This is a genomic window from Roseovarius sp. BRH_c41 (assembly GCF_000961715.1).
Taxonomy (GTDB): domain Bacteria; phylum Pseudomonadota; class Alphaproteobacteria; order Rhodobacterales; family Rhodobacteraceae; genus Roseovarius.
Map to the genome: position 1 here is coordinate 1 of NZ_LADY01000028.1, position 23,236 is coordinate 23,236.

Genomic DNA, 23,236 nt, shown 5'->3' on the forward strand with positions numbered 1-23,236 from the left:
TGGCGCGGGCTGGGGCCACCGGCCATGCGCCACGCGCCGAGGCAGCACCGGGCGAGGCGGCTCTGCTGGCGCGACTGGCGCCCGATGCCCGCAAGGGGCGCGACTGGGCCGACTGTGCCGAAGCAATTGGAGCGCGCGCACGCCATGGGCGGGCGGTCAACCTTGACCCTGCCAGCCTGGTCCTAGATACGGTGTTCAGGATTCAGCAAACCGCCGGGGCCTGAGCCCCCACCAAGGACAGGCATGAGCACCGACATTCGTATCACCGACAGCCATTGCCACCTCGACTTTCCCGATTTCGACGACGAGCGGGATGAGGTGATCACCCGCGCCGTTGCGGCGGGCGTGCACCGTATGGTGACAATCTGCACCCGTCTGGATCAGGAGCCGCGCGTGCGGGCGATTGCCGAGGCCCATGCGGCGGTGTTCTATGCGGCGGGCATCCATCCGATGCGCGCGGCAGAGAGCCCGCTGGTGACGGTCGACGACCTTGTGAAACTGGCGGAGCATCGCAAGTTCGTCGGCATCGGTGAAACCGGCCTTGATTATCACTACACCGCCGAGAGCGCCGAGGTGCAAAAGCAGAGCCTGCGCGTGCATATCGAGGCGGCGCGACGCACCGGACTGCCGCTCATCATCCATGCGCGCAGCGCCGATGACGATATGGCGCGTATTCTGGCCGAGGAATACGGCAATGGTGCCTATACCTGTGTCATGCATTGCTTTTCCTCCAGTGCCGCACTGGCCCGCGCCGCGCTCGACCTAGGATTTTACCTGTCGATGTCGGGCATTGCGGCCTTTCCCAAGAGCCAAGAGCTGCGCGATATCTTTGCCAGCGCGCCGGTGGACCGTATTCTCTTGGAAACCGACGCGCCCTATCTGGCACCGCCCCCCTATCGCGGTCGCCGCAACGAGCCTGCCTACACGCTGCACACGGGCCAAAAGGCGGCCGAGGTCTTTGGCATGGATTGGCCAGAGTTTGCCGCACAAACCGAGGCGAACTTCGAGCGGCTCTTTACCAAGGCGGTGCTCTGATGGCCGAGTTGCGCTTTACCATTCTGGGCTGTGGGTCGTCCGGCGGTGTGCCGCGTTTGGGCGGGCATTGGGGCGAGTGTGATCCCGCCAATCCGCGCAACACGCGCCGCCGCTGCTCTATGCTGATCGAGCGTGAGACCGAGGATGGCATCACCCGCGTGCTGATCGACAGCTCGCCCGACCTGCGCGCGCAACTGCTGGATGCGGGTATCGGTGCGCTTGATGCGGTGGTCTATACCCATTCCCATGCCGATCATGTGCATGGCATCGACGATCTGCGGATGATCGTCTTTAACATGCGCCAGCGTTTGCCGGTCTGGGCCGATGGCGACACGCAAAACGCGCTCTATGCGCGCTTTGGCTATGCCTTTGTTCAGCCCGAGGATAGCCCCTATCCCCCCATTCTCGACATGCACACGATTGACGGCCCGTTCGAGATCGAGGGCGCGGGCGGTGCGATCCGCCTGAACCCGTTTCAGGTCAATCATGGCTCGATCGACGCGCTCGGGTTTCGGGTGGCTGATCTGGCCTATCTGCCAGATGTGGCCGCCATTCCCGAGGATGTCTGGCCGGTTCTGAGTGGTCTGGATTGCTGGATCCTGGATGCGCTACGCCGCACGCCACATCCGACCCATGCGCATCTGGCCCGCTCGCTGGACTGGATTATGCGCGCGGCCCCGCGTCGTGCCGTGCTGACCAATATGCATATCGACCTCGACTATCAGACTGTAGAAGAGGAAACACCTGCGCATGTGACCCCCGCCTATGACGGGATGATCCTGCGTTACACGGTCTGAGCGCGATGCAGGCGCTGTTTGAAATCATCCTGCCGGTCTTTTTGGTGATCGGCTTTGGCTATCTCGCGGTCTGGCGGCGCTGGTTCAGTCAGGCGGGTGTGGATGGGTTGATGAGTTTCACCCAGAAATTTGCCATTCCCTGTCTGCTCTTCACCGCCATATCGCGGCTCGATCTGGCGCAAAGTTTCGATTGGCGGCTGTTGCTCAGTTTCTACGTGGGGGCGAGTTCCGGCTTTGCGCTGGGCCTCTTTGGCGCGCGGCTGATCTTTGGTCGAACCTGGGAGGATGCGGTTGCCATCGGCTTTTGCTGCCTCTTTTCCAACTCGCTCTTGTTGGGCCTGCCGATCATGGAGCGCGCCTATGGGGCGGATGCTCTGGCCGCGAATTTCGCCATCATCGCGGTGCATTCGCCCTTTTGCTACGGCCTCGGCATCACCGTCATGGAAATCGTCAAAGCGCGTGGCACGGCGGGGCCGCAGGTGGCGGTCAAGGTGCTCAAGGCGATGTTTTCCAACACGCTGATCATGGGCGTGGCAGCCGGGTTTGTGGTCAACCTGTCGGGGCTGGTGCTGCCTTCGCCGGTGCAGCAGGGGCTAGACCTCATCGCACGCGCGGCACTTCCGGCGGCGCTATTCGGCTTGGGCGGTGTGTTGGTGCAATATCGACCCGAGGGCGATCTGCGCGTCATCCTCTACGTGTGCCTGATTTCGCTGGTGGCGCATCCGGCGATCACCTTTGGTCTTGGCCTGGGGCTCGGTTTGCCGGTTGAGGGCGTGCGTTCGGCGGTGGTGACGGCGGCGATGGCACCGGGGGTCAACGCCTATATCTTTGCCAATATCTATGGCCATGCCAAGCGGGTGGCGGCGTCGAGCGTGCTCTTGTCCACCGGACTGACGATTGTCACGGCCTGGGTTTGGTTGCAGGTTTTGCCCTGAGGTAATGGCCTGCTGCTGACCTTGGCCCCAAGCGATGAGCCGCGCGGTCGCTGGGTCGGGGACTGGCGATGCAACGGCGGCAACTGCCACTTAATGCAAGCAAAGTCCGTATGACGTCAAAGAGATGCACTCCGTCTCCAAATCGCTAGGCCGCGGGACGGCCCAGCGATCGCGCGGCGCCCTTCGGGCTTGATTCCGCGCGTAAGCGCTTGGGGCCAACGTCATCTCTAGACCAAAACCTGCCCTCACTCATCCTCAGGCGGCGCACCCCCGACAAAGCTGTTACCATTGACGTAATCACAAGGCGCTTCCTGCATCTCCAAATGCAATCCGGTGCCACGATAGGGATTTGCCCGCGCCAGATCCTCATCCACCTCGATACCCAAACCGGGGTTTTCCGGCGGGGTGATGAACCCGCCCTCGACCCGGATGCTCCCCTTGATCAGCGCGTCATGAAACGGTGTCTCGATGCATTCGCACATCAAGAGATTGGGGATGGAAGCGGCAAAACTCACATTGGCGGCCCATTCCACCGGCCCGGCATAGAGATGCGGTGCCATTTGCGCATTGTAGACCTCGGCCATCGCGGCGACCTTTTTCATCTCCCAGATGCCGCCTGCGCGGCCCAGCGCCGGTTGCAGGATCGCGGCCGCCCCATCGCGCAGGATGGGGGCAAACTCTGCCTTGGTGGTCAGCCGCTCGCCAGTGGCCACCGGGATACGCACAGCGCGCGCCACCTGTGCCATCGCGGCGACATTGTCTGGCGGCACCGGCTCTTCGTACCAGAGCGGTGAATAGGGCTCGAGCGCCTGACCCAAACGGATTGCGCCCGCGGTGGTGAACTGCCCATGCGTGCCAAAGAGCAGGTCCGCCTTGTTGCCCACGGCGGCGCGGATCGCCCGGCAAAATTCCACCGAGAGCGAAATATCCGTCATTGCGGGCATATGGCCACCGCGCAGGGTGTAGGGGCCAGCGGGATCAAACTTGATCGCCGTGTACCCACGCGCGACGCAGTCTTTGGCGCTTTCGGCGGCCATGTCGGGCGAGGTCCAAAATTCTGCAACCGGGTGATGGGGCAGGGGGTAGAGATAGGTGTAGGCGCGGATGCGGGGGTTCATCTTGCCCCCCAAGAGCGCCCAGACGGGGCGTCCGCGCGCCTTGCCCAGGATGTCCCAACAGGCGATTTCCAGCCCCGAGAACGCACCGATGGTGGTGGGGTCCGGACGCTGCGTAAAGCCGGAAGAATAGACGCGGCGGAACATGAGTTCGATATTCTCAGGGTTTTCCCCGGCCATGTGGCGGGCGAACACATCCTCGATTACCGCGCGCATGGCCTCGGGCCCGACGCTGGCAGCATAGCATTCCCCCCATCCCGTGAGGCCGGTATCGGTGGTTACTTTGACCAGTATCCAATAGCGCCCGCCCCAGCCGGGTGCGGGGGGCGCGGTCACGATGATGTCAAGGTCTCTGAGCTTCATGGGTGCATCCTGTAAGGTGTCAAGAGCGTGGGTTTGCAAGGTCGAACCGGGGGCCAGCCCCTGACCCCCGCGGTATTTGACGCCAGATGACCGGCAGTCTGTCGAATCCAAATACAGGGCGGCGGGCGTTGATCCTTGGCGCAGGTGACCCGGATTCGCGCGCCACCGCAAGCGGGTTTCAGTCAGGCGGGGTCGATATGCCCGGTGGCCTGCAGGAACGTGGTCAGCAGACGCGCATAGTCGTCCGGTTGGTCCACCGGCGGCACATGCCCGGTGCGGCGCATCAGCTCGAACCGTGAGCCGGGGATCAGGTCCACGGTTTCACGCACGAGGTCGGGCGGGGTCGAGCCATCCTCGGCCCCGGCAATGCCCAGCGTGGGCAGGCGCAGGCCAGAGGTGGGCGTGTAGAAATCTGTGCCCGATATAGCGGCGGCGCAGCCGGCATAGCCTTCGGGGTCATGCTGGCACAGGCGCTCGAACCAAGGCAGATGCTTATTCTCCTTGAGATAGGCGCGCGTGAACCAGCGCTCGCATGATCCGCGTGCGAGGTCCGCCATACCGCCCGGATTACGCGCCGTGGCGATGCGCTCGGCCCAGAGCTTGGGCGTGCCGATCTTGGCCCCGGTATTGGACAGCACCAGCGCGCGGATCAGGTCGGGGCGTTTCACCGCCAGCCCCTGCGCCACCATCCCGCCGATGGAAAGGCCCACGAACATGGCGTCATTGATGCCCAGATGATCCATCAGCCGCTCGGCATCGCGGATCAGTGCGCCCATCGTATAGGGGGCAGGCGGGCAGGAGGATTGCCCATGCCCGCGCGCATCATAGCGGATGATCCGCAGGCCGGGCGGCAAGAGCGGCACCACCGCATCCCAGAGAAACGTGCCGGTGCCCAGCGCATGGGCAAAGACGATGGGCGCGCCCTCGTGGTCGCCCTCGTCGAGGTAATGCAGGGTCACATCATCCAGATCGAGAAAGGCCATGATCCCCTCTCAGGCAAAGCGCGCAAGCGCGTCTTGGAACACATCCGCATCGACATTGCCGCCCGAAATAGTGAGAAACACCGCGTCGCCCGCGATCTGATCGGCCCGAAAGAGGGCGGCGGCCAGCGCCACGGCACCCCCCGGTTCCGCCACCAGCTTGAGCCGGGCAAAGGCCAGCGCCATGGCGTGCAGCGCCTCATCTTCGGTCACGACCAGCCCCGGACCGCAGAGCCGCCGCATGATCGGAAAGGTGATGTTCCCCGGCTGCGGTGTGACGATGGCATCGCAGAGACTGCCCGAGGTCCGGGCGTTGCGTTCGATCTGCCCCGATGCCAGCGATCGGGCGGCGTCGTCGAACCCCTCCGGCTCACAGGGCCGTGCGCGCAGGCCCGGCGCGTCCGCCTCAAGCGCCAGAGCGATGCCCGAGGTCAGACCGCCCCCGCCGCAACAGACCAGCACATCGGCGCGGGTGATGCCCATGGCCGCTGCATCCTCGGCAATCTCAAGCCCGATGGTGCCTTGGCCTGCGATCACCTGTGGCTCGTCATAGGGCTTGATCAGCGTCAGACCGCGCTCAGCACTCAGCGCCGCCCCGATGGCATCGCGATCCTCGGTTGCGCGCTCATAGAGCACCACTTCGGCCCCCAGCGCACGGGTGTTGTCGATCTTCATGCGCGGCGCGTCCGACGGCATGATGATCACGCTTGGCACACCAAATTGCCGCGCCGCGAGCGCCACGCCCTGCGCATGGTTACCAGAGGAAAAGGCGATCACGCCCCGTGCGCGGGTCTCTGCATCCAGCGCCGAAACAGCAGAGCGCGCGCCGCGATACTTGAAGCTGCCAGTATGTTGCAGGCACTCGGGTTTGACAAAGACGCGCCGTCCGGCGATCTCGTCGAGAAAGGGCGAAGACAAGAGCGGCGTGCGCCTTGCATGGCCAGCAAGGCGGCTGGCGGCGGCGCGGATCATCGTAATGTCGGTCATTTCATCTGGTCCAAGAGGGCGCGAATGGCGCGGAGGGCGAGTGGTTCGTCGAGAAAGGGCACATGGCCTCGGTCGGGCACGGTGGCGGTGATGAGGTCCGGGTGACGCTCTTGCATTTTCGCAAAGGTCTCAAGGCTTAAAAGATCGGAATTCGCCCCCCGGATCGCGGCGGTGGGAATATCCCGCAGCGCATCGAACAATTGCCAGAGGTCCACCGTCTCTCCCGCCCCCGCTTGGCCCACCAGCGCATCGCGCAGTCGCGCGTCATAACGCAGGCCAAGGCCCCCGCCCGGTTTTTCATAGAACATGAAGCCCGCCTGTTGCCGCCAGCGTTCCAGTGGCACGCCGGGAAAACCTTTGGCGTGGACATGGGCGAGGGCGGCGGCGCAACTGTCCAGATCGGGCTGCGCCGGCTCATTGCCCACGTAATCCATGATCCGCTCGATCCCGATGGGCGCCACCTCTGGCCCGATGTCATTGAGCACGACACCGCGCAGGCGTGCGGGATGCCCATAGGCCAGCGCCATGGCAATCAGCCCGCCGCGCGAGGTGCCGATCAGCGTGACACGCTCCAGCCCTAGATGATCCATCAATTCAATCGCGTCCTGCCCTTCGCGCAGGATGTTGTAGGACATGAAATCGGGCGCATACTCGGATTGCCCGCGCCCGCGATAATCCATGCAGATCAAACGATTGCCTGCGAGATGCGGCGCGACAAAGCTGAAATCGGCGCTGTTGCGCGTGAGCCCCGCAAGGCAGAGGATCGGCGCGCCGGTCCCCTCATCGGTGTAATAAAGCGAGACGCCGTCAGAGGTTGTAAACCGCCCCATCAGCCGCGCGCCAGATCCGGAATGCCGGTCAGGTCGCGCAACTGGTGGCGCGGCGTGGCGGGCAGGCGGTCCACCGGATCGCCCGCACGGTTGACCCATGCGGTCGCGAACCCATAACCAGCGGCGGCACAGGCATCCCAGCCATTCGAAGACACGAACAGTACCTCGTCGGGCGCGCAGCCAAACCGCTGTCCCACCAGATCATAGACCACGCGCGCGGGTTTGAAGATGCCCACGCTCTCGACCGAGAGCACATCGTCGAGCACATCGCCAATCCCGGCGGATTTTACCGCCCCCTGCAACATATCCGGCGCGCCATTCGAGAGGATGGCCGTATTCATCCCCGCCGCTTTCAGTGCGCCCAGCATGGCGGGCACTTCTGCATAGGCTTCCAACTCCCAATAGAGCTGCAAGAGTCGGTCGCGCAGCGCGGTATCGCCGTGCAATCCCTCCGATTCCAGCGCCCAATCCAGCCCGTCCTGTGTGACCTGCCAGAACCCCGTATGCTGGCCCATGACCGCACGCAGCCAAGTATATTGCAACTGCTTCAGCCGCCATTTTTCGGCAATTGCGGGCCAGTGTTTGGCAAATCGCTCGCGCCCCGGCTCAGTTGCGGCATTGCGCGCGGCGGCCGCCACATCAAACAGCGTGCCATAGGCATCAAAAATGCAGGTGGTGATCGGCATGGTCTCGTATCCCCCTTGGTGATCGCGCGCAGACTGTCATGGAACGGCAGGGGCGAAAAGACCCCACGCGCGCACGAGGCTGTGAGGGACCGGGCCGCAATTTCAGGAGTCGGTTTGCAAATCGGGACCGGCGTCGCTAAATTAGAGGGCAGTCGCACCAAGCACCCGCGCAGATCTTGCGTGGCCTTGCAAACTCATCCCTCTCCCCAAACAGATTGGAGATCCAATGACGCAGGTCAAACCGGGCGATACTGTCCGCATTCACTACACTGGCACCTTGGCCGATGGCGCAACCTTCGATTCGAGCGCCGGACGTGATCCGCTCGAATTCACCGTAGGCTCTGGCCAGATCATTCCCGGCCTTGATGCCGCGATTACCGGCATGACCGTTGGTGATAAGAAAACCGTCGAAGTGCCCGCCGACATGGCCTATGGCCAGCCCGATCCAAGCGCCCAACAGGCGGTGCCGCGCGCCGAGATTCCAGCGGATATCCCGCTCGATTTGGGCACTCAGTTGCAGATGCAGACACCGCAGGGTCAGGTGTTGCCGGTGACTGTGGTCGACGTGACAGATCAAGAGGTCGTGCTTGATGCCAACCACCCCCTGGCAGGCAAGGATTTGACCTTTGCCATCGAACTGGTCGAAATCGCCTGAGTGCGAATGCGCTGTGCCCAGCGCGTGCGGTTCCGGAAGAGTGCGGGGGTGTTGGTCGGTTGCTGACATTGGTCCCAATTGATGAGCCGCGCGGTCGCTAGGCCGTCACGCCGAAGGCGTGCCGAGAAAAAGCGGCGCATCTTCGGTGCGACGGACGGCCCAGCGATCGCGCGGCGCCCTTCGGGCTTGGTTCCGCGCGTAAGCGCTTGGGACCAAAGTCCGCTTCAGGCCAAACCCGGCCCCGTCTCACCCGATATCGAGCAAAACGGCACCTGCGCGCCCCGGCGTCATCACCGCCTCATGGGCTGCGGCGCAGTCTGACAGCGGGTAATGCGCCGCGATCTCGGGGCGCAGCGTGCCCGCCTCCAGCGCTGCATGCAGGCGCGCGATGGCGGCCTCGCGCGCGGCGTCGGGTAGAATGTAGATCAATGTGATGTCGATCTTGAGCGCCTTGAAGAGAAACGGCCCAAAGGGCAGGGTCGGGGTCATCTCCTTGCCCGAGCCATAGGCGGCGATCGTCCCATTGGGGGCCATGACCTCGGCCAAAAGGCTGGCGTTCTGGCCAAACTCGACCTCTATGGCGCGGGTCACACCGCGCCCGTCCGTGGCTGCGAGAATCTGGGCCGCCAGATCAGGGCTGGCATAGTCGAACACATGCGCGGCCCCGGCGGCGCGCACCCGCTCCATCGCGGGGGCGGAACAGGTGGCGATCACCTGTGCTCCGGCGGCCCGCGCCAATTGAACGGCGTTATGTCCCACCGCGCCAGCACCACCTGAAATCAGGATCGTTTGCCCCGCAACATCGCCGTCGCCAAACACGGTCTGCGCAGCGGTCAGCCCGGGAATCCCCAAGGTCGCGCCAACCTCAAACGAGACACCGTCGGGCAGCGGCACAGCTTGGGCGGCGGGCAGGGCGATGAATTCGGCGGCGGTGCCATGGCTGCGCTGCCACTGGCCATTCCAGATCCACACCCGTTGACCGATGCGACCGGGGTTCACGCCTTGGCCCACAGCCTCAATCACGCCAGCCCCGTCAGAATGGGGTATGATTCGCGGAAAGGCGGGTTTTATCACGCCCGGACGCGTGCCGGCCCGCGCCTTGGCATCCGATGGATTGACCCCGGACAGGCGCAGCCGCACCAGAACCTCGCCCGCGCTTGGCACAGGCGTCGGCACATCGCCAAGGCTCAGAACGTCGTGCGGCGCACCAAAGGCCGCGTAGCTGACAGCACGCATGCTGCGCGGGATCACTTGGTCCGGCGCAGACGGATCACGACATCGACGGCGGTGATCTCTGCCCCGTCCGGGGCTTTGGGCAGGCGGGTGATTTCCAACTCGCTTGCCGGGGCATCGCTCAGACGGTTCTCGTCTTCCCAGTAAAAATGCGGGTGATCGACAGTATTGGTGTCAAAATAGCTCTTGGAGCCGTCTACCGTCACCTCTTGCAGCAATCCGGCGTCGCAAAAGGCGCGCAGAGTGTTGTAGACGGTCGCCAAGGACACTGCGTCCTCGCCGTTTTGGGCATCGGCATAGAGGCTCTCGGCGGTGACATGACGATGCTGGCCGTCACCGATCAGCAGCGTGGCCAAGGTCACGCGCTGCCGGGTGGGGCGCAGCCCTGCATCTGAGAGCCATTTGGCGGCAACCGATCCTGCCGGTGTGGTCATCGTCGCATATGCTGTCATTGTCTCGTTCATCCCATGTTTATATCAATATAGGGCCTCGGGGGGGGCAGTTTCAAATAAAATCCATTTACCAGCAAAAGGGGGTGCGGTGATGTCGCAGGCTTGCATGCGCCTTTTGCTGGATGCTAGAGGGGTGCGACGACCGGTATTTGCAATGAAAGGGGCCGCCTGAATGGCCGATTATCCAAGCAGCTTCGATCGTGACGATCTGCTTAAATGCGCCCGTGGCGAATTGTTCGGCCCGGGTAACGCCCAATTGCCCGAACCGCCGATGCTGATGATGGATCGGATCACCGAGATTTCCGGAGATGGCGGCGCGCATGGCAAGGGACATGTGGTGGCGGAGTTCGACATCACACCGGACCTGTGGTTTTTCAAATGTCATTTTCCGGGCAACCCGATCATGCCCGGCTGTCTCGGGCTGGATGGTCTGTGGCAACTGACCGGCTTCAACCTCGGCTGGCGCGGCTGGCAGGGGCGCGGCTATGCGCTGGGCGTGGGCGAGGTCAAGCTGACAGGCATGGTGCGACCCGATCGCAAGATGCTGACCTATTATGTGGATTTCACCAAGGCGGTGCAGACCCGCCGCCTGACCATTGGCGTGGCCAATGGACGGGTCGAAGCGGATGGCGAGGTGATCTATCAGGTCACGGATATGAAGGTCGCGCTCTCGGAAACCTGAGCGAGCAAAGCGGGAGGGCGGCAGATGCGCGGATGGATCACAGCACTCCTGAGCGTCATCGCCCTGCCCGCCACGGCCTGTCGTGAGGGCCAGACGCTGTTTCTCAGCTGCGATATGGAGCGGGGCGGCAAGGTGCTGCACGTCTGCAGCAGCGAAAAGGACGTGAGCTACAGTTTTGGCCCCAAGGGCGGCGCGCCAGACCTGGCGCTGACACGCCCTATCGGTGATGGCGCGGAAATCGTGCCTTGGCCCGGCATCGGCCGCACCATCTGGGAGGCGGTGCGCCTGCGTAATAACGCGGTGATCTACGAGGCCTATGCAGGTTTCGATAAATTCGATGCGGTGGACGATACCAAACCCGACAGCCGATTTGGTGGCGTTGTCGTGTTGCAGGACGGCAAGGGTGAGATTGCCCATCTCAAATGCCGTGCCGGCACCGTCGAGTATAGCTTTTGATCCGTTTTGCCCCCATGATCTGGGGCGCTAAAATCCCCCCTACCCAAAACCTTGCGGCTGTCCTATAGTGGCTGTGGATAACTGGGCATCAGACCCATGACCCAAGAGGCAAGGACAGAAAAGGGGGACGGCCAATGCGCTGCCCGTTTTGCGGAAATATAGATACACAGGTCAAAGATTCGCGCCCCGCAGAAGAGCATGTCTCGATCCGCAGGCGCAGGTTCTGCCCCGGTTGCGGCGGGCGATTCACCACCTATGAACGCGTGCAACTGCGCGATCTGGTGGTGGTGAAATCCAACGGTCGCCGCGAGGATTTCGACCGTGACAAACTGGAACGCTCAATCCGCATTGCGCTCCAGAAACGGCCGATAGATCCTGAACGCATTGAACAGATGATTTCCGGCATCGTGCGGCGACTGGAGAGCATGGGCGAGACCGATATTCCCTCGAAAACCGTGGGTGAGATCGTGATGGAGAGCTTGGCACGGATCGACACAGTTGCCTATGTGCGCTTTGCCAGCGTCTACAAGAATTTCCAAGAAGCGGATGATTTCGACCGCTTTGTCAGCGAATTGCGGCCCGAGGACGCGGCCCTCAATCCCAAACCGGACGCGTGAGCGGCGCCGACGCCCGCTTTATGGCGCTGGCCCTGTCGCTGGGGCGGCGGGGCATGGGGCAATGCGCGCCCAACCCGGCCGTGGGCTGTGTCATCGTGCAGGGCAGGCATATCGTCGGGCGCGGCTGGACCGCGCCCGGAGGGCGTCCCCATGCCGAAACGCAGGCTTTGGCGCAGGCGGGAGATCTGGCGCGCGGGGCCACGGCCTATGTCTCGTTGGAGCCCTGCGCCCATCACGGCAAGACCCCGCCCTGCGCCGACGCCCTGATTGCGGCGGGTATCGCGCGGGTGGTGGCCCCGTTTGACGACAATGATCCGCGCGTTGCGGGGCGCGGCTTTGCGCGGTTGCGCGCGGCGGGGATCGAGGTCCGCACCGGCGTTCTTGCCGATGTGGCGGGGCGCGATCTGGCCGGGTTCCTCATGCGCAACGAGATCGGACGACCTTTGGTCACGCTCAAGCTGGCATCGAGCTTCGACGGGCGTATTGCCACCGCCACCGGCCACAGCCAGTGGATCACTGGGCCAGAGGCGCGGCGCGTGGTGCATGCCTTGCGCGCGCGGCATGACGCGGTGATGGTGGGGGCAGGGACCGCGCGGGCCGATGATCCCATGCTCACAGTGCGCGACATGGGCGCGCGGCGTCAGCCGGTGCGTGTTGTGGTCTCGCGCAGACTCGACTTGCCGCTCCTGTCCAATCTCGCGCGCACGGCCAAGGATGTGCCGCTCTGGCTCTGCCATGGGCCGAATGTGGACCCGGCACTGGTTGCCGCGTGGCGCGGCATCGGCGCGCGGCTCGTGTCCTGCGAGGTCAGGCTGGGGCAGGTTGATCCGGCGTCTGTTCTCAAGGCGCTCGGGGCCGAGGGGCTGACACGGGTGTTCTGCGAAGGCGGTGGGGCGCTGGCAGCCTCGCTCTTGTCGGCGGGGCTGGTGGATGAGCTGATCGGTTTCACCGCAGGCTTTGCCATCGGGGCAGAAGGGCTGCCGGGGATCGGTGCGCTGGGTCTGGCACGCCTGGAAGAGGCGGCGCGCTTTCGTTTGGTCGAGACACGCAGTTTGGGCGGTGATGTGATGCACCGCTGGACGCGCGCCTGATCGCAGGCGGATTTTTGAGTATTTGACCCAAGAAAAAGCAGAGGTCCTGCTTCGTCTTGGGTCATACAGGCCCGCACAGGGCCATGGTTCAACCCAGTTCTGCCAGCCGCGCCAAGGCCGCGCGCAATTTGCTGTCCTCATCCTCGCGCAGGGCGAGGTTCTCGCGCGCCTCAACCACCACTTCCTCGGGGGCCGAGGCCACGAAATTGGGGTTGTTCAGCCGCCCGCGCAGCCCGCCCAATTCCTTTTCAAGCTTGGTCAGCGTCTTTTCCAACCGCGCCTTTTCCTCGGCCACGTCGATGATATCGGCCAGTGGCAGGCCAAAGCTGCCGCCCTCGACCGCCACTGTGACGCAGCCTTTGGGGAAACTGTCCACATCCGTCAGGCTCTCGATGCGGGCCAGCCGCTTGATCATCACCTCGTTGCGCGCCCAGGCTGCACGCCCGGCCTCGTTCAACTCTGTGACCAGAAGCGGCACATAGAGACCGGCCGGCACATGCATCTGCGCGCGGGCCGAGCGGATTTGCTCGATGAGGGCGATCACCCAGTTCATCTCGCGATCCGCCTCAGCGTCGATCAATTTCGCCCCATAGGTCGGCCAATCGCCATGCACCAGCATCTTGGCGCGCGCACCCAGCGTGCCCCAGAGTTCCTCGGTGATGAAGGGCATGATCGGATGCAAGAGGATCAGACATTGATCGATGACCCAGGCCATCGTGGCCTGCGTTTCCGCCTTGGTAGCTGCGTCCCCATCCAACAAGAGCGGCTTGGAAAACTCGACATACCAGTCGCACACCGTGCCCCAGACAAAGGCATAGAGCGCGCCCGCCGCATCGTTGAAGCGGAAGTTTTCCAGCGCCTCATCGACAGCGGCGCGGGTCTTGGCGGTCTCGCCGATGATCCATTTGTTGACCGTGGCGGTGGGGCTGGGCACCATGCCAGTCGAGCCGACCGCGCCGTTCATCTCGGCAAAGCGGGCGGCATTCCACAGTTTGGTGGTGAAATTGCGATAGCCTGCAATGCGCTCTTTCGAGAGCTTCAGATCGCGCCCCATGGCGGCCATCGACGTCAATGTGAACCGCACCGCATCGGTGCCATAATCTGCGATCAGATCCAGCGGGTCGAGCACATTGCCCAGGCTCTTGGACATCTTCTTGCCCTTCTCGTCGCGCACGAGAGCGTGGACATAGACATGGCTGAACGGCTTTTGCCCGACCACGGCATATTGCATCATCATCATCCGTGCGACCCAGAAAAAGATGATGTCAAAGCCGGTGATGAGAACAGAGGTCGGGAAATAGCGCTTGAGTTCCGCCGTGTCCTCGGGCCAGCCCAGCGTGCCGATGGGCCAGAGACCCGACGAGAACCATGTGTCGAGCACGTCGGGGTCGCGCCAGACCGGATAGACCAGATGGGTGGGGTCTTGCGTGGCGGTATACTCTGCCAGTGCACTGGCCAGTTGATGCAGCGCCTCATCCCGGCTCGCGACTTCGACCACCCGCATCGCGGCCAGAGGCACCGGCAGGCTGGCGAGCCTGTCGTGATAGGCGTCCGAGACGGTGCCAAAATCCGCACCGCATTCCATCAAGGGGCTGAGATGCCCTTCGTTCAAGAGGCGCAGCATTTCCACCAGATCGAGCGTGCCATCGCCCTCGTCATCGTGGAAATCCGGCGCGCTGAGGTCAAAGCCGTACCACACCGGAATCTGATGCCCCCACCAGAGTTGCCGAGAGATGCACCATGGCTCGATATTCTCCAGCCAGTGGAAATAGACCTTGCGGTCGCTTTCCGGCAGGATCGCCACCTCGCCCGAGCGCACGGCGTCGAGGGCGGGGCCAACGATCTTGGCGGTGTCGACGAACCATTGATCGGTCAGCATCGGCTCGATGACGACTTTGGAGCGGTCGCCGAAGGGCTGCATGATCGGTTTGGCCTCGACGAAGGGCACGTCCTCTCCGTCCTCCGTCGTCACCATCACCGCCAGCCCTTCCTCGGTGATCTCGGCCACGACCTGTTCCCGCGACTCGAACCGATCCAGACCGCGCAGGTGGTCGGGCACGAGGTTCAACGTGTCCACCTCTTCGATGGTGAACGCCGCCCCTTCGGCGATCTCCTGAGCGCGGGCGGCACATTCGGCGTAGGGCGCGCCATCGGCCCGCATCTGCGCGCGGGTATCCATCAGGCGGTACATCGGGATGCCATTTCGGCTCGCCACGCCATAATCGTTGAAATCATGCGCGCCGGTGATCTTGACCGCGCCCGAACCGAAATTGGGATCGGGATAGTCATCGGTGATGATCGGGATCAGGCGGCGATGCTCCTTTGGTCCCACCGGGATTTCGCAGAGTTTTCCGATAATTGGCGCGTAACGTTCATCTGATGGATGAACAGCGACAGCGCCATCACCCAACATGGTTTCCGGCCGGGTGGTGGCGATGGAAATGTAATCTCGCGTTTCCCGCAGGGTCACGTTGCCGTCTGCGTCTTTCTCGACATAGTCATAGGTCTCGCCCCCGGCCAGCGGGTATTTGAAATGCCACATATGGCCCGCGACCTCGATATTCTCGACCTCAAGATCGGAAATCGCCGTCTCGAAATGCGGATCCCAATTGACCAATCGCTTGCCGCGATAGATCAGACCCTTGGCGTGCATATCGACAAAGACCTTGATGACGGCATCATGGAAATTGCCTTCTTCGCCCGCCGGTGCCCCCGGTGCGCCCGACATGGTAAAGGCGTTGCGCGACCAGTCGCAGGAGGCGCCCAAGCGCTTCAACTGATTGATGATCGTATCGCCGGATTGCGTCTTCCACTCCCAGACGTTTTCGAGAAACGCCTCACGCCCCATCTCGCGGCGTGAAGGCGCGCCCTCGGCGGCCAGCTTGCGCTCGACCACCATCTGCGTGGCGATGCCCGCGTGATCCTGCCCCGGCTGCCAGAGCGTGTCATGCCCGCGCATCCGATGCCAGCGGATCAGGATATCCTGAAGCGTATTATTGAAGGCATGCCCCATATGCAGGCTGCCGGTCACATTGGGCGGCGGGATCATGATGCTGAAGGTCTCGGCCCCCGGCGCGGCATTTGCCCCGGCCCGGAACGCGCCTGCGTCCTCCCACGCCTGATAGAGCCGCGTCTCGGCCTCGGCCGCGTCGAATGTCTTTTCCATCGCCATGACGTCTTGATCCTGCAAAAACCGGGTTTCGCCCTGCTCTATCTAATGTGGGCTCAGAGGAAAAGCCAAAGCGCGCATTTTCTTGGCCTGCCTGCGTGACAAGCGGGGGCAATATGGCGCAGAGTGTCCGGCAAAACACGATGACGGAGAACAGGCAGATGGACGGGGTCCGGCAATGGCGGTTGACCCGGGATGGCAAGGGTACGCCGGTCGATGCGACAGGCGAGACGCTGGCGGACTGGCAGGACAGGCAATCGCTGACATGGGTGCATGTCAATTGCGCCCATCCCGGTGCGCGTGAGTGGCTGGAGGCCTCGGGGCTGGACCCGCTGGTGCTGCGCGCGCTGCTCGCGCCTGAAACCCGGCCGCGCGCAACCGTGCATGGGTCTGGCGTGCTCATCAACCTGCGCGGTGTCAATCTCAACCCCGGTGACGAGGTCGAGGATATGGTGTCCCTGCGGATGTGGGTCACCGAGGGGCTGGTGGTCAGCGTGCAACTGCGTCGTCTGATGGCGGTGGGCGATGTCATGGAGGGCATCATGCGCGATCAGGGGCCGGATGGTGCGGCGGAACTGGTGGCGCGCCTGGCGCTGCGTCTGGCAGACCGGGCAGAGCCGGTGGTCGCCGGGTTGAACGAAAAGCTGGATCTGCTTGAAGATCATGTGATCGACACTCTGGCGGTGCTCGACCGGCGCGATCTGGCGGATGTGCGGCGGGTGGCGATCATGCTGCGACGGCACATGGCACCGCAGCGCGATGCGCTCAGCACCTTTGAGATTGAGGATATGCCGTGGATTCGTAGCCACGACCGCAGCCGGTTGCGCGAAGCCACAGAGCGGGTGACGCGGCTGGCAGAGGAGTTGGACGCGCTCCGTGACCGCGCACAGGTGGTGCATGATCAGATCATGGATGCCCGCGCGGAATCGATGAACCGCCAGATGCTGCTCTTGTCCGTGGTGGCGGCGATCTTTCTGCCGCTGGGGTTGATCACCGGGCTCTTGGGGATCAATGTGGGCGGCATGCCCGGCGCGGATGACGTGCGCGCATTCTGGCTGGTCTGCGCCGGGCTGGTGGTGCTGGGGGTGGCGTTGATGGCGATTTTCTGGCGCATGGGGCTCTTGGGGCGGCGCTAACCTCGGTTCTGGCGCGCCGACGCGAGGGATACATCGGTCAGCGGTACGCGCAGGCCCGCGCGGATCACCGCCGGGTCGTAGGGTTTGCGCGCAAACACCTCTTCGACCAGCGGGGCAAAAAATTCCAGCGGCAGGTTGTCGTACTCGGGATCAAAGCTGGCCTGATCCCAGCGTTCGCAAAACTCGGCGCAATCGTCAAAATAGGCATTGCCCCGGTGACGGTCGCGCTTGTGCTGATCAAACCCGTCAAGGTGCTGGCCATAATAAAGCATCTGGAAATCGCCATGGGTCGCCACGCACCAGGTGCATTGTTCGCGCAAAAACGGCTTGAGGATCGTCGCGGCGTATTCGTCGTGATTGTAGGGCGCATAGATATCGCCAATGTCGTGCAAGAGTGCGGCGACCACCCAATCGGTATCCGCGCCCCCGCGCCACGCCCGTGTGGCCGACTGGACAGAGTGCCCAAGCCGGGTGATCTGATAGCCTGACAGGCTCTGATCCAGATCGACCAGCGCGCTCAACAGGCGCTTGGCCGTGTGTCGGGTATGGTCGATCTCATGGGCGGTGAGGAATTCGTAGTCCTCTTTGGTGCCGTCCTTCATTTGTCTGAAACTGACCGTGTCCATGCCTGCGCCTCCGCTTGTGTTGGTGCGGCCAGACTGCTGCACTCAGTGACCCCGGTCAAGTTTGGTCGAGAGGTGAATCAGGCTCTCGGAACTGCGCACGCCCTTGGCCTCGCCGATGCGGTCCAGGGTCTCATCCAGCGCTTCGGTGGTCTCCGCCTCAATCATCACGATCAGGTCGAACCGCCCCGAAGTGGTATGCACCCGGCGCACCTGTGGCAGCGATTTCAGCCGTGCCAGCACCGTTGGGCCAGAGCGCGGCTCGATGCTGACCAGCGCCGTTGCGCGCAGGGCAGGGCGTGTATCGGCGCTCAGCCTCAGGCTATAGCCCGTGATGACCCCAGAGGTTTCCAGCCGGTCAAGCCGCGCCTGCACGGTGGTGCGCGCCAACCCCAATTTGCGCGCCAGTGTCGCCACCGGCAGGCGGGCGTTTTCCTGCAAGAGTGCGATCAGGGCATGATCAGTTTCGTCTATTTGCATGCTCACCTCGGCAATATGACGACGATATCTGCCAATATATACGAAATGACACCATGAATCGACGAGAATTCGCGGCACACTCAAAGAAAAGACGCAGCAGATTGAGGTATGTCCGATGAAAAACGCCGCCCCCTGGTCCGATCCGCGCGCCCATCTGATGCGCCAGACCCCCGATGCGGCGCTGCTCTATTTCTCACCCGACCAATTGCAAGCCACCGCCCGAGCCTTTCAGGCCGGGTTTCCGGGGCTTGTGACCTATGCGGTCAAGGCCAATCCGGGGGCCGAGGTGCTGGCCAATCTGGTGGCGGCGGGGATCACTGCCTTTGACGTGGCCAGCCCCGAGGAAATGCGCGCCGTGCGTGCGGTCTGCCCCGATGCCGTGCTGCATTACAACAACCCTGTGCGGTCCCTCCCCGAGATCGAGGTCGCGGCGCAAATGGGCGTGCGCTCCTATTCCATCGACTGCCTGCGCGAATTGGACAAGCTGACGGGGCGGATTGCCCCCGATGCCGAAATCACCGTGCGCCTTGCCCTGCCGGTGCGCGGTGCGGCCTATGATTTCGGGGCCAAGTTCGGGGTTGGTCCCGACCGGGCTGCGGAATTGCTGCGCGTGGTCACAGACCGCGGCTTTACCCCGTCGATGACCTTTCATCCCGGCACCCAATGCGCTGACCCGGCGGCATGGGGGGCCTATATCAGTGTCGTCGCCGAGGTGGCGCATGCGGCGGGCGCGCGTCTGGCGCGGATCAATGTGGGCGGCGGCTTTGCGTCGCATCGGACTGGGACCATGCCGGATCTGACCGCGATTTTTGATCACATCGGGGTCGAGGTGGCGCGGGTCTTTGGACCCAATGCTCCGGCGCTCGTGTGCGAGCCGGGCCGCGCCATGGTCGCCGAGGCCTTTAGTATGGCCGTGCGCGTCAAGGCGCTGCGCGACAGTGGTGCCATCTTTGTCAATGACGGGGTCTACGGCGGTCTCACCGAAATCCGCGACATCGGCGCGCCGGACCGCCTCACCGTGCTGGCTCCGAACGGCACGCCCCGCACCGGCGCGCCGCTGCCGCGCGTGGTCTTTGGTCCGACCTGCGACAGCATCGACCGGCTGCCTGATCCTCTGCCTCTGCCGTCGGATCTGGCCGAGGGCGATTACTTGCTGATTGCGGGCATGGGGGCCTATACCCGCTGCCTCAGCACCGATTTCAACGGCTATGGCCTGCGCGAGATTGTGACCGTTGTGCAACTGTAACGCGGCGCTCACAGTGATTTTCATGGAATCGCAACGGATTTCTGCGCAAGCTGAGGACAGGTCCCGGTCGCGCCCTTGACCCCTTGGGCGCGCTCTCGGGCGGCAAAGGCGGTGCGTCATGTCATGGCGGAGTTGGACCAAGAGCGTTCTGGACTGGCTGCGGCCGGGGCCGAGTGAGGCGCACCCGGCCTTTGGCCACCGGCGCGGGCCGGTCAACCATGTGCTCATCCTCGACGGTACGATGTCGAGCCTGTCACCGGGGTTTGAAACCAACGCTGGCCTCACCTACAAATTGCTGCGTGAGGTGTCGGGGGCCAATCTCTCGCTCTATTACGAGGCGGGGATTCAATGGCGCGACTGGCGCGCCACCGGCGACATCGTGATGGGGCGTGGCATCAACCGCCAGATTCGCCGCGCCTATGGCTATCTGGCCAATCGCTACCGCCCCGGCGACCGGATTTTCCTCTTGGGCTACTCACGCGGTGCCTATGCGGTGCGCTCGCTTGCGGGGGTGATCGACCGCATCGGCCTCTTGCGCGCCGAAGAGGCGACAGAGCGCAATGTGCATCAGGCCTTTCGCCATTACCGCTGCACGCCCTCGGGTCGCGCCGCTCAGGCCTTTGCCCGCGCCCATTGCCATGAGAATACCCATGTCGAGATGATCGGTGTCTGGGATACGGTCAAGGCGCTGGGCCTGCGCGTCCCGATTCTCTGGCGCTTTCGCGCCGATGCGCATGGTTTTCACAATCACCAACTGGGGCGCACCACGCGGCACGGCTATCATGCGCTGGCCCTCGATGAGACCCGCAATGCCTATACGCCTGTGCTCTGGGATTGCCCGCCCGAATTCGACGGCCATGTCGAACAGGTCTGGTTCCGGGGCTGTCACTCGGATGTGGGCGGGCAACTCTGCGGCATTCATGCCGCGCGTCCCCTCGCCAATATCCCACTGGTCTGGATGCTTGAGCGGCTTGAGGGCTGCGCGTTGCCGCTGCCCGCCGATTGGCGCGCGCGCTTTCCGCAGGATATCCATGCGCCCTCGGTGGGCACATGGGCGGGCTGGGGCAAGATCCTCGTGCTGCGCCGCCCCCGCGTGGTGGGGCGCGACCGCTCTGAGCGCCTGCATGAGAGCGTGGGGGGGCTTGCGCGCCGTCGCTGGGGCGGCCCACGCCTGACCGGCGTGTTCAAGCAGCAGGGCGGCACCTGAGCGCGCTCCGCCTCACTCCTTCGGTGCGGCGGTTTCTTCCAGTTGTGACAAGAGCATGGTCTGCAATTCCGCCTCAAGCTCACGGGCGCGGCTGATATAGGCATCGTTCTCGACCGTCGGGCGCGCCGGGTCCCAGAGCGTTGCCAATTCGCGCACGGATTGGCGGTCATGGTGGTAAAAGGTCTTTTCCAACTCCGCCGCCTCGAATTCCGTCAGCCCCATGTTTTCCAGCACATAACGCCCCGCGCGCAAGGAGCTGTCGAACATCTCGCGCACGATGTCATCGGCCCCCGCCTGATAGAGCCGGAACACATGCGTGCGGTCATAGGCGCGGGCGATGATATGCAGGTCCGGGCATTCGCGCCGGGCAAAGCTCACCAGCCGCACCGTGGCTTCTGGATCATCCAACGCGGCGACCAGCACCCGCGCCCGTGCCAGCCCTGCCGCATGCAAAAGGTCTGGCCGGGTCGGGTCGCCAAAAAAGCCTTTGACGCCAAACCGGCGCATCCGCTGGATCGCAAGCAGGTCATGGTCCAGAACGACGGTTTCAAACCCGCTCGACCGCACCAACCGGTTGACCACCTGTCCGAACCGCCCGATGCCCGCGATGATCACCGGCCCTGTGGTGTCAATGGTATCGGCCTCCGGGGTCTCGGTGCTGTCCTGCATGCGCCGTGACAAGACATCGTAGAGAATGAACAAGAGCGGTGTGATCAGCATGGTCAGGGCGATCACAAGCAAGATCACCTCGCTCAGCGCAGCGGGCAGCACATGCTGCTGCACCGAAAACGCCACGAGGACAAAGCCAAACTCGCCCGCCTGCGCCAGAGACAGGGTAAAGAGCCACAGATCGCGCCCGCGCAGCGCAAAGACGCGCCCGAGGATATAGAGGATCGCCCCCTTGGTCAGGATCAAAGCAAGGGCAAGGCCGGGGATTACCAGCGGCGCGCCAAAGAGCACGGTGAAATTGATCCCCGCACCCACGGTGATGAAAAACAACCCGAGCAAAAGTCCCTTGAACGGGGCCAGATCGCTCTCCAGCTCGTGGCGGAATTCGCTATTGGCCAGAACGACCCCTGCGAGGAACGCCCCCAATGCGGGCGATAGGCCGACCAGCATCATCAGGAATGAAATGCCCACCACAATCAGCAGGGCGATGGCGGTATACATCTCGCGCAGGCGCGCGGCATGGATAAAGCGAAACACAGGTCGAGTGAGATAAATGCCCGTCAGGATGATCGCTGCCACTGCCGCAATAGTGACCAGAGTCGCCCCCCAACCCGGCAGCGAGGCGATAAAGCTCTGGGCGGCCTGATGCGGTGCGCTCGTGTCACCATGACCCGCCTCCGCGGTGCTGCGCGACAGCAGTTCGCCCATCACCACATTCGGCGATTTGGGCAAGGCCAGAAGCGGCAAGAAGGCCAGCATCGGGATGACGGCGATATCCTGCGTCAGCAGCACCGAAAAGGCCGAGCGCCCACCGCCCGTCTGCATCAATCCCTTTTCCGACAGGGTTTGCAGTACGATGGCCGTTGACGACAGCGCAAAGACAAGGCCAATCGCCAACGCAACACTCCACCCCAGACCTAAGAGATGTATGCAGGCCAGCATCACCGCCAGTGTCGTCAGGGTGATTTGCAGCCCGCCCAGACCCAAGAGCCGGTGGCGCATGTCCCAGAGCGCGCGTGGCTCCAACTCCAGCCCGATGAGAAAGAGCATCATCACCACGCCGAATTCGGCGACATGCTGCAATTCGGCGGTCTCATGGCCCCCGACCAGACCAAGAACCGGCCCAATCAGGATTCCCGCCGCCAGATAGCCCAGCACCGAGCCGAACCCCAGACGTGCGGCCAGCGGGACGGCAATCACGGTCGCCCCGAGATAGATCGTCGCTTGGAAGAGGAACCCTTCCATCAGCGGTGAGTCGCGTGGCGCGGGAACATGGCGTTACCCCTTGGGCATGCGTAGCACAACATCGCGCCCGCGTTTGTTGTAGCGCAATTCGGTATCCCCGATCGCTGACACCTGCCCGCCATCGAGCCGGTCGCCGACCTGAACCTTTTGGTAGCGCCCGTTCGAGAGTCGCACCAGCGCGCGGCGGCTCTGCGGGCTCCCGTAGACGCCGATCAGGTTGACGTTACGCAGGTTGATGGCGTTGGTCTCGGTGGCAGAGCGTGCCACAGAGGCGGATGTGGGAATATTGGGCGCCACCCGCGCGGCGGCGGCGGTCTGTACCTCGGGTTCCTCATCCTCGCCCGGCGTCGCCTGACCCCGCGCAGGCGCGCGAGCGGCCCGTTCCAGATCCTGCGGCCGCAGTTTGGGTTTGATCGAAACGCCAACGGCCTGCGGCAGGCTCTCGGTCCCGGCCACAGCCCCGCGATTGGCCTCGATCAGCGCAGCCGCGAGCGAGGCAGAGCTGACGGTGGCGGGTTGCACCTCGGGGGCGGGCGGTGGTGCGGCG

Annotated in this window: 22 protein-coding genes and 2 pseudogenes; 12 read left to right on the top strand and 12 right to left on the bottom strand. The window is 63.6% G+C overall.

Annotated features, from left to right (window positions below; genetic code table 11):
- The 4 genes and pseudogenes from VR71_RS09725 to VR71_RS09740 all read left to right on the top strand — a co-directional run.
- A pseudogene (locus VR71_RS09725) lies at nucleotides 1–224 on the top strand (DNA polymerase III subunit delta'); the annotation flags it as partial.
- A gap of 19 nt (nucleotides 225–243) precedes the next feature.
- Nucleotides 244–1,035, top strand: coding sequence for a TatD family hydrolase (locus tag VR71_RS09730; protein ID WP_045683397.1), 792 nt, complete (start codon nucleotides 244–246; stop codon nucleotides 1,033–1,035).
- On the top strand, nucleotides 1,035–1,832 hold the full coding sequence (locus VR71_RS09735) for an MBL fold metallo-hydrolase (RefSeq protein ID WP_045683399.1): 798 nt from the start codon (nucleotides 1,035–1,037) through the stop codon (nucleotides 1,830–1,832). Before VR71_RS09730 ends, VR71_RS09735 begins: the two co-directional genes overlap by 1 nt.
- Nucleotides 1,833–1,837: 5 nt before the next feature.
- A complete protein-coding gene (locus VR71_RS09740; RefSeq protein ID WP_045683401.1) occupies nucleotides 1,838–2,767 on the top strand; it encodes an AEC family transporter in 930 nt (309 codons plus the stop codon).
- A 245-nt stretch (nucleotides 2,768–3,012) separates the two neighbouring features.
- Here VR71_RS09740 and VR71_RS09745 read toward each other — a convergent pair whose 3' ends face one another.
- From VR71_RS09745 to VR71_RS09765, 5 genes are all read right to left on the bottom strand, one after another.
- On the bottom strand, nucleotides 3,013–4,245 hold the full coding sequence (locus tag VR71_RS09745; protein WP_045683404.1) for a mandelate racemase/muconate lactonizing enzyme family protein: 1,233 nt from the start codon (nucleotides 4,243–4,245) through the stop codon (nucleotides 3,013–3,015).
- Between the two features lie 182 nt (nucleotides 4,246–4,427).
- Nucleotides 4,428–5,228 (bottom strand): 3-oxoadipate enol-lactonase, encoded by an 801-nt coding sequence (pcaD, locus tag VR71_RS09750; RefSeq protein ID WP_045683406.1) that lies wholly within the window; start codon nucleotides 5,226–5,228, stop codon nucleotides 4,428–4,430.
- A 9-nt stretch (nucleotides 5,229–5,237) separates the two neighbouring features.
- A complete protein-coding gene (locus tag VR71_RS09755) occupies nucleotides 5,238–6,212 on the bottom strand; it encodes a threonine/serine dehydratase (protein WP_045683408.1) in 975 nt (324 codons plus the stop codon).
- Nucleotides 6,209–7,042: an alpha/beta hydrolase gene (locus tag VR71_RS09760; protein ID WP_045683410.1), complete on the bottom strand. Its 834-nt coding sequence runs from the start codon at nucleotides 7,040–7,042 to the stop codon at nucleotides 6,209–6,211. Before VR71_RS09760 ends, VR71_RS09755 begins: the two co-directional genes overlap by 4 nt.
- Nucleotides 7,042–7,728: a haloacid dehalogenase type II gene (locus VR71_RS09765; protein ID WP_009817921.1), complete on the bottom strand. Its 687-nt coding sequence runs from the start codon at nucleotides 7,726–7,728 to the stop codon at nucleotides 7,042–7,044. The genes VR71_RS09760 and VR71_RS09765 overlap by 1 nt, the downstream gene beginning before the upstream one ends.
- 226 nt (nucleotides 7,729–7,954) lie before the next feature.
- Between VR71_RS09765 and VR71_RS09770 the strand changes: the two genes are divergently transcribed.
- Nucleotides 7,955–8,383, top strand: a complete 429-nt coding sequence (locus VR71_RS09770; RefSeq protein ID WP_009817922.1) for a peptidylprolyl isomerase — start codon at nucleotides 7,955–7,957, stop codon at nucleotides 8,381–8,383.
- Nucleotides 8,384–8,629: 246 nt separating this feature from the next.
- Here the strand turns inward: VR71_RS09770 and VR71_RS09775 are convergent, their stop codons facing one another.
- Nucleotides 8,630–9,619 carry an NADPH:quinone reductase gene (locus VR71_RS09775; RefSeq protein WP_045683412.1) on the bottom strand — a complete coding sequence of 330 codons (990 nt, stop codon included), beginning with the start codon at nucleotides 9,617–9,619 and terminating at the stop codon, nucleotides 8,630–8,632.
- Between the two features lie 11 nt (nucleotides 9,620–9,630).
- Entirely contained in the window at nucleotides 9,631–10,050 is a 420-nt protein-coding gene (irrA, locus tag VR71_RS09780; protein WP_040651373.1) for an iron response transcriptional regulator IrrA, read from the bottom strand.
- A 190-nt stretch (nucleotides 10,051–10,240) separates the two neighbouring features.
- Between irrA and fabA the strand changes: the two genes are divergently transcribed.
- From fabA to ribD, 4 genes are all read left to right on the top strand, one after another.
- Entirely contained in the window at nucleotides 10,241–10,750 is a 510-nt protein-coding gene (gene fabA, locus VR71_RS09785; protein WP_045683414.1) for a bifunctional 3-hydroxydecanoyl-ACP dehydratase/trans-2-decenoyl-ACP isomerase, read from the top strand.
- A gap of 24 nt (nucleotides 10,751–10,774) precedes the next feature.
- The gene (locus VR71_RS09790) at nucleotides 10,775–11,206 is read left to right on the top strand and encodes a hypothetical protein (RefSeq protein WP_045683416.1); all 432 of its coding nucleotides are present in this window, start codon (nucleotides 10,775–10,777) and stop codon (nucleotides 11,204–11,206) included.
- 134 nt (nucleotides 11,207–11,340) lie between these two features.
- The gene (nrdR, locus tag VR71_RS09795) at nucleotides 11,341–11,823 is read left to right on the top strand and encodes a transcriptional regulator NrdR (RefSeq protein WP_009817927.1); all 483 of its coding nucleotides are present in this window, start codon (nucleotides 11,341–11,343) and stop codon (nucleotides 11,821–11,823) included.
- On the top strand, nucleotides 11,820–12,914 hold the full coding sequence (gene ribD, locus VR71_RS09800; RefSeq protein ID WP_296430144.1) for a bifunctional diaminohydroxyphosphoribosylaminopyrimidine deaminase/5-amino-6-(5-phosphoribosylamino)uracil reductase RibD: 1,095 nt from the start codon (nucleotides 11,820–11,822) through the stop codon (nucleotides 12,912–12,914). The genes nrdR and ribD overlap by 4 nt, the downstream gene beginning before the upstream one ends.
- An 88-nt stretch (nucleotides 12,915–13,002) precedes the next feature.
- On the opposite strand, the gene VR71_RS09805 is transcribed toward ribD, so the two are convergent.
- Entirely contained in the window at nucleotides 13,003–16,086 is a 3,084-nt protein-coding gene (locus tag VR71_RS09805) for a valine--tRNA ligase (RefSeq protein ID WP_045683419.1), read from the bottom strand.
- Nucleotides 16,087–16,244: 158 nt separating this feature from the next.
- Here VR71_RS09805 and VR71_RS09810 point away from each other — a divergent pair, with 158 nt between their 5' ends.
- Complete coding sequence (locus VR71_RS09810) at nucleotides 16,245–17,219, top strand: zinc transporter ZntB (protein ID WP_296430146.1); 975 nt, start codon at nucleotides 16,245–16,247, stop codon at nucleotides 17,217–17,219.
- On the opposite strand, the gene VR71_RS09815 is transcribed toward VR71_RS09810, so the two are convergent.
- Nucleotides 17,216–17,845 carry an HD domain-containing protein gene (locus VR71_RS09815; RefSeq protein ID WP_040651378.1) on the bottom strand — a complete coding sequence of 210 codons (630 nt, stop codon included), beginning with the start codon at nucleotides 17,843–17,845 and terminating at the stop codon, nucleotides 17,216–17,218. The two genes, VR71_RS09810 and VR71_RS09815, sit on opposite strands and share 4 nt — an antisense overlap.
- A gap of 42 nt (nucleotides 17,846–17,887) precedes the next feature.
- Entirely contained in the window at nucleotides 17,888–18,322 is a 435-nt protein-coding gene (locus VR71_RS09820; RefSeq protein WP_045683421.1) for an Lrp/AsnC family transcriptional regulator, read from the bottom strand.
- A gap of 115 nt (nucleotides 18,323–18,437) precedes the next feature.
- Here VR71_RS09820 and VR71_RS09825 point away from each other — a divergent pair, with 115 nt between their 5' ends.
- Nucleotides 18,438–19,568, top strand: a complete 1,131-nt coding sequence (locus tag VR71_RS09825) for a type III PLP-dependent enzyme (protein WP_045683423.1) — start codon at nucleotides 18,438–18,440, stop codon at nucleotides 19,566–19,568.
- Nucleotides 19,569–19,686: 118 nt separating this feature from the next.
- Entirely contained in the window at nucleotides 19,687–20,775 is a 1,089-nt protein-coding gene (locus tag VR71_RS09830) for a DUF2235 domain-containing protein (RefSeq protein WP_009817934.1), read from the top strand.
- Nucleotides 20,776–20,787: 12 nt separating this feature from the next.
- Here VR71_RS09830 and VR71_RS09835 read toward each other — a convergent pair whose 3' ends face one another.
- Nucleotides 20,788–22,689, bottom strand: coding sequence for a cation:proton antiporter (locus tag VR71_RS09835; protein ID WP_045683425.1), 1,902 nt, complete (start codon nucleotides 22,687–22,689; stop codon nucleotides 20,788–20,790).
- Nucleotides 22,690–22,722: 33 nt separating this feature from the next.
- A pseudogene (locus tag VR71_RS09840) lies at nucleotides 22,723–23,236 on the bottom strand (hypothetical protein); the annotation flags it as partial.

Excerpts from the sequence above, each read along its gene's own strand:
- VR71_RS09730 (WP_045683397.1), top strand. The coding sequence starts at position 244 with ATGAGCACCGACATTCGTATCACCGACAGCCATTGCCACCTCGACTTT.
- VR71_RS09735 (WP_045683399.1), top strand. The coding sequence starts at position 1,035 with ATGGCCGAGTTGCGCTTTACCATTCTGGGCTGTGGGTCGTCCGGCGGT.
- VR71_RS09740 (WP_045683401.1), top strand. The coding sequence starts at position 1,838 with ATGCAGGCGCTGTTTGAAATCATCCTGCCGGTCTTTTTGGTGATCGGC.
- VR71_RS09745 (WP_045683404.1), bottom strand. The coding sequence starts at position 4,245 with ATGAAGCTCAGAGACCTTGACATCATCGTGACCGCGCCCCCCGCACCC.
- pcaD (WP_045683406.1), bottom strand. The coding sequence starts at position 5,228 with ATGGCCTTTCTCGATCTGGATGATGTGACCCTGCATTACCTCGACGAG.
- VR71_RS09755 (WP_045683408.1), bottom strand. The coding sequence starts at position 6,212 with ATGACCGACATTACGATGATCCGCGCCGCCGCCAGCCGCCTTGCTGGC.
- VR71_RS09760 (WP_045683410.1), bottom strand. The coding sequence starts at position 7,042 with ATGGGGCGGTTTACAACCTCTGACGGCGTCTCGCTTTATTACACCGAT.
- VR71_RS09765 (WP_009817921.1), bottom strand. The coding sequence starts at position 7,728 with ATGCCGATCACCACCTGCATTTTTGATGCCTATGGCACGCTGTTTGAT.
- VR71_RS09770 (WP_009817922.1), top strand. The coding sequence starts at position 7,955 with ATGACGCAGGTCAAACCGGGCGATACTGTCCGCATTCACTACACTGGC.
- VR71_RS09775 (WP_045683412.1), bottom strand. The coding sequence starts at position 9,619 with ATGCGTGCTGTCAGCTACGCGGCCTTTGGTGCGCCGCACGACGTTCTG.
- irrA (WP_040651373.1), bottom strand. The coding sequence starts at position 10,050 with ATGACCACACCGGCAGGATCGGTTGCCGCCAAATGGCTCTCAGATGCA.
- fabA (WP_045683414.1), top strand. The coding sequence starts at position 10,241 with ATGGCCGATTATCCAAGCAGCTTCGATCGTGACGATCTGCTTAAATGC.
- VR71_RS09790 (WP_045683416.1), top strand. The coding sequence starts at position 10,775 with ATGCGCGGATGGATCACAGCACTCCTGAGCGTCATCGCCCTGCCCGCC.
- nrdR (WP_009817927.1), top strand. The coding sequence starts at position 11,341 with ATGCGCTGCCCGTTTTGCGGAAATATAGATACACAGGTCAAAGATTCG.
- VR71_RS09805 (WP_045683419.1), bottom strand. The coding sequence starts at position 16,086 with ATGGCGATGGAAAAGACATTCGACGCGGCCGAGGCCGAGACGCGGCTC.
- VR71_RS09810 (WP_296430146.1), top strand. The coding sequence starts at position 16,245 with ATGGACGGGGTCCGGCAATGGCGGTTGACCCGGGATGGCAAGGGTACG.
- VR71_RS09815 (WP_040651378.1), bottom strand. The coding sequence starts at position 17,845 with ATGGACACGGTCAGTTTCAGACAAATGAAGGACGGCACCAAAGAGGAC.
- VR71_RS09820 (WP_045683421.1), bottom strand. The coding sequence starts at position 18,322 with ATGCAAATAGACGAAACTGATCATGCCCTGATCGCACTCTTGCAGGAA.
- VR71_RS09825 (WP_045683423.1), top strand. The coding sequence starts at position 18,438 with ATGAAAAACGCCGCCCCCTGGTCCGATCCGCGCGCCCATCTGATGCGC.
- VR71_RS09830 (WP_009817934.1), top strand. The coding sequence starts at position 19,687 with ATGTCATGGCGGAGTTGGACCAAGAGCGTTCTGGACTGGCTGCGGCCG.
- VR71_RS09835 (WP_045683425.1), bottom strand. The coding sequence starts at position 22,689 with ATGGAAGGGTTCCTCTTCCAAGCGACGATCTATCTCGGGGCGACCGTG.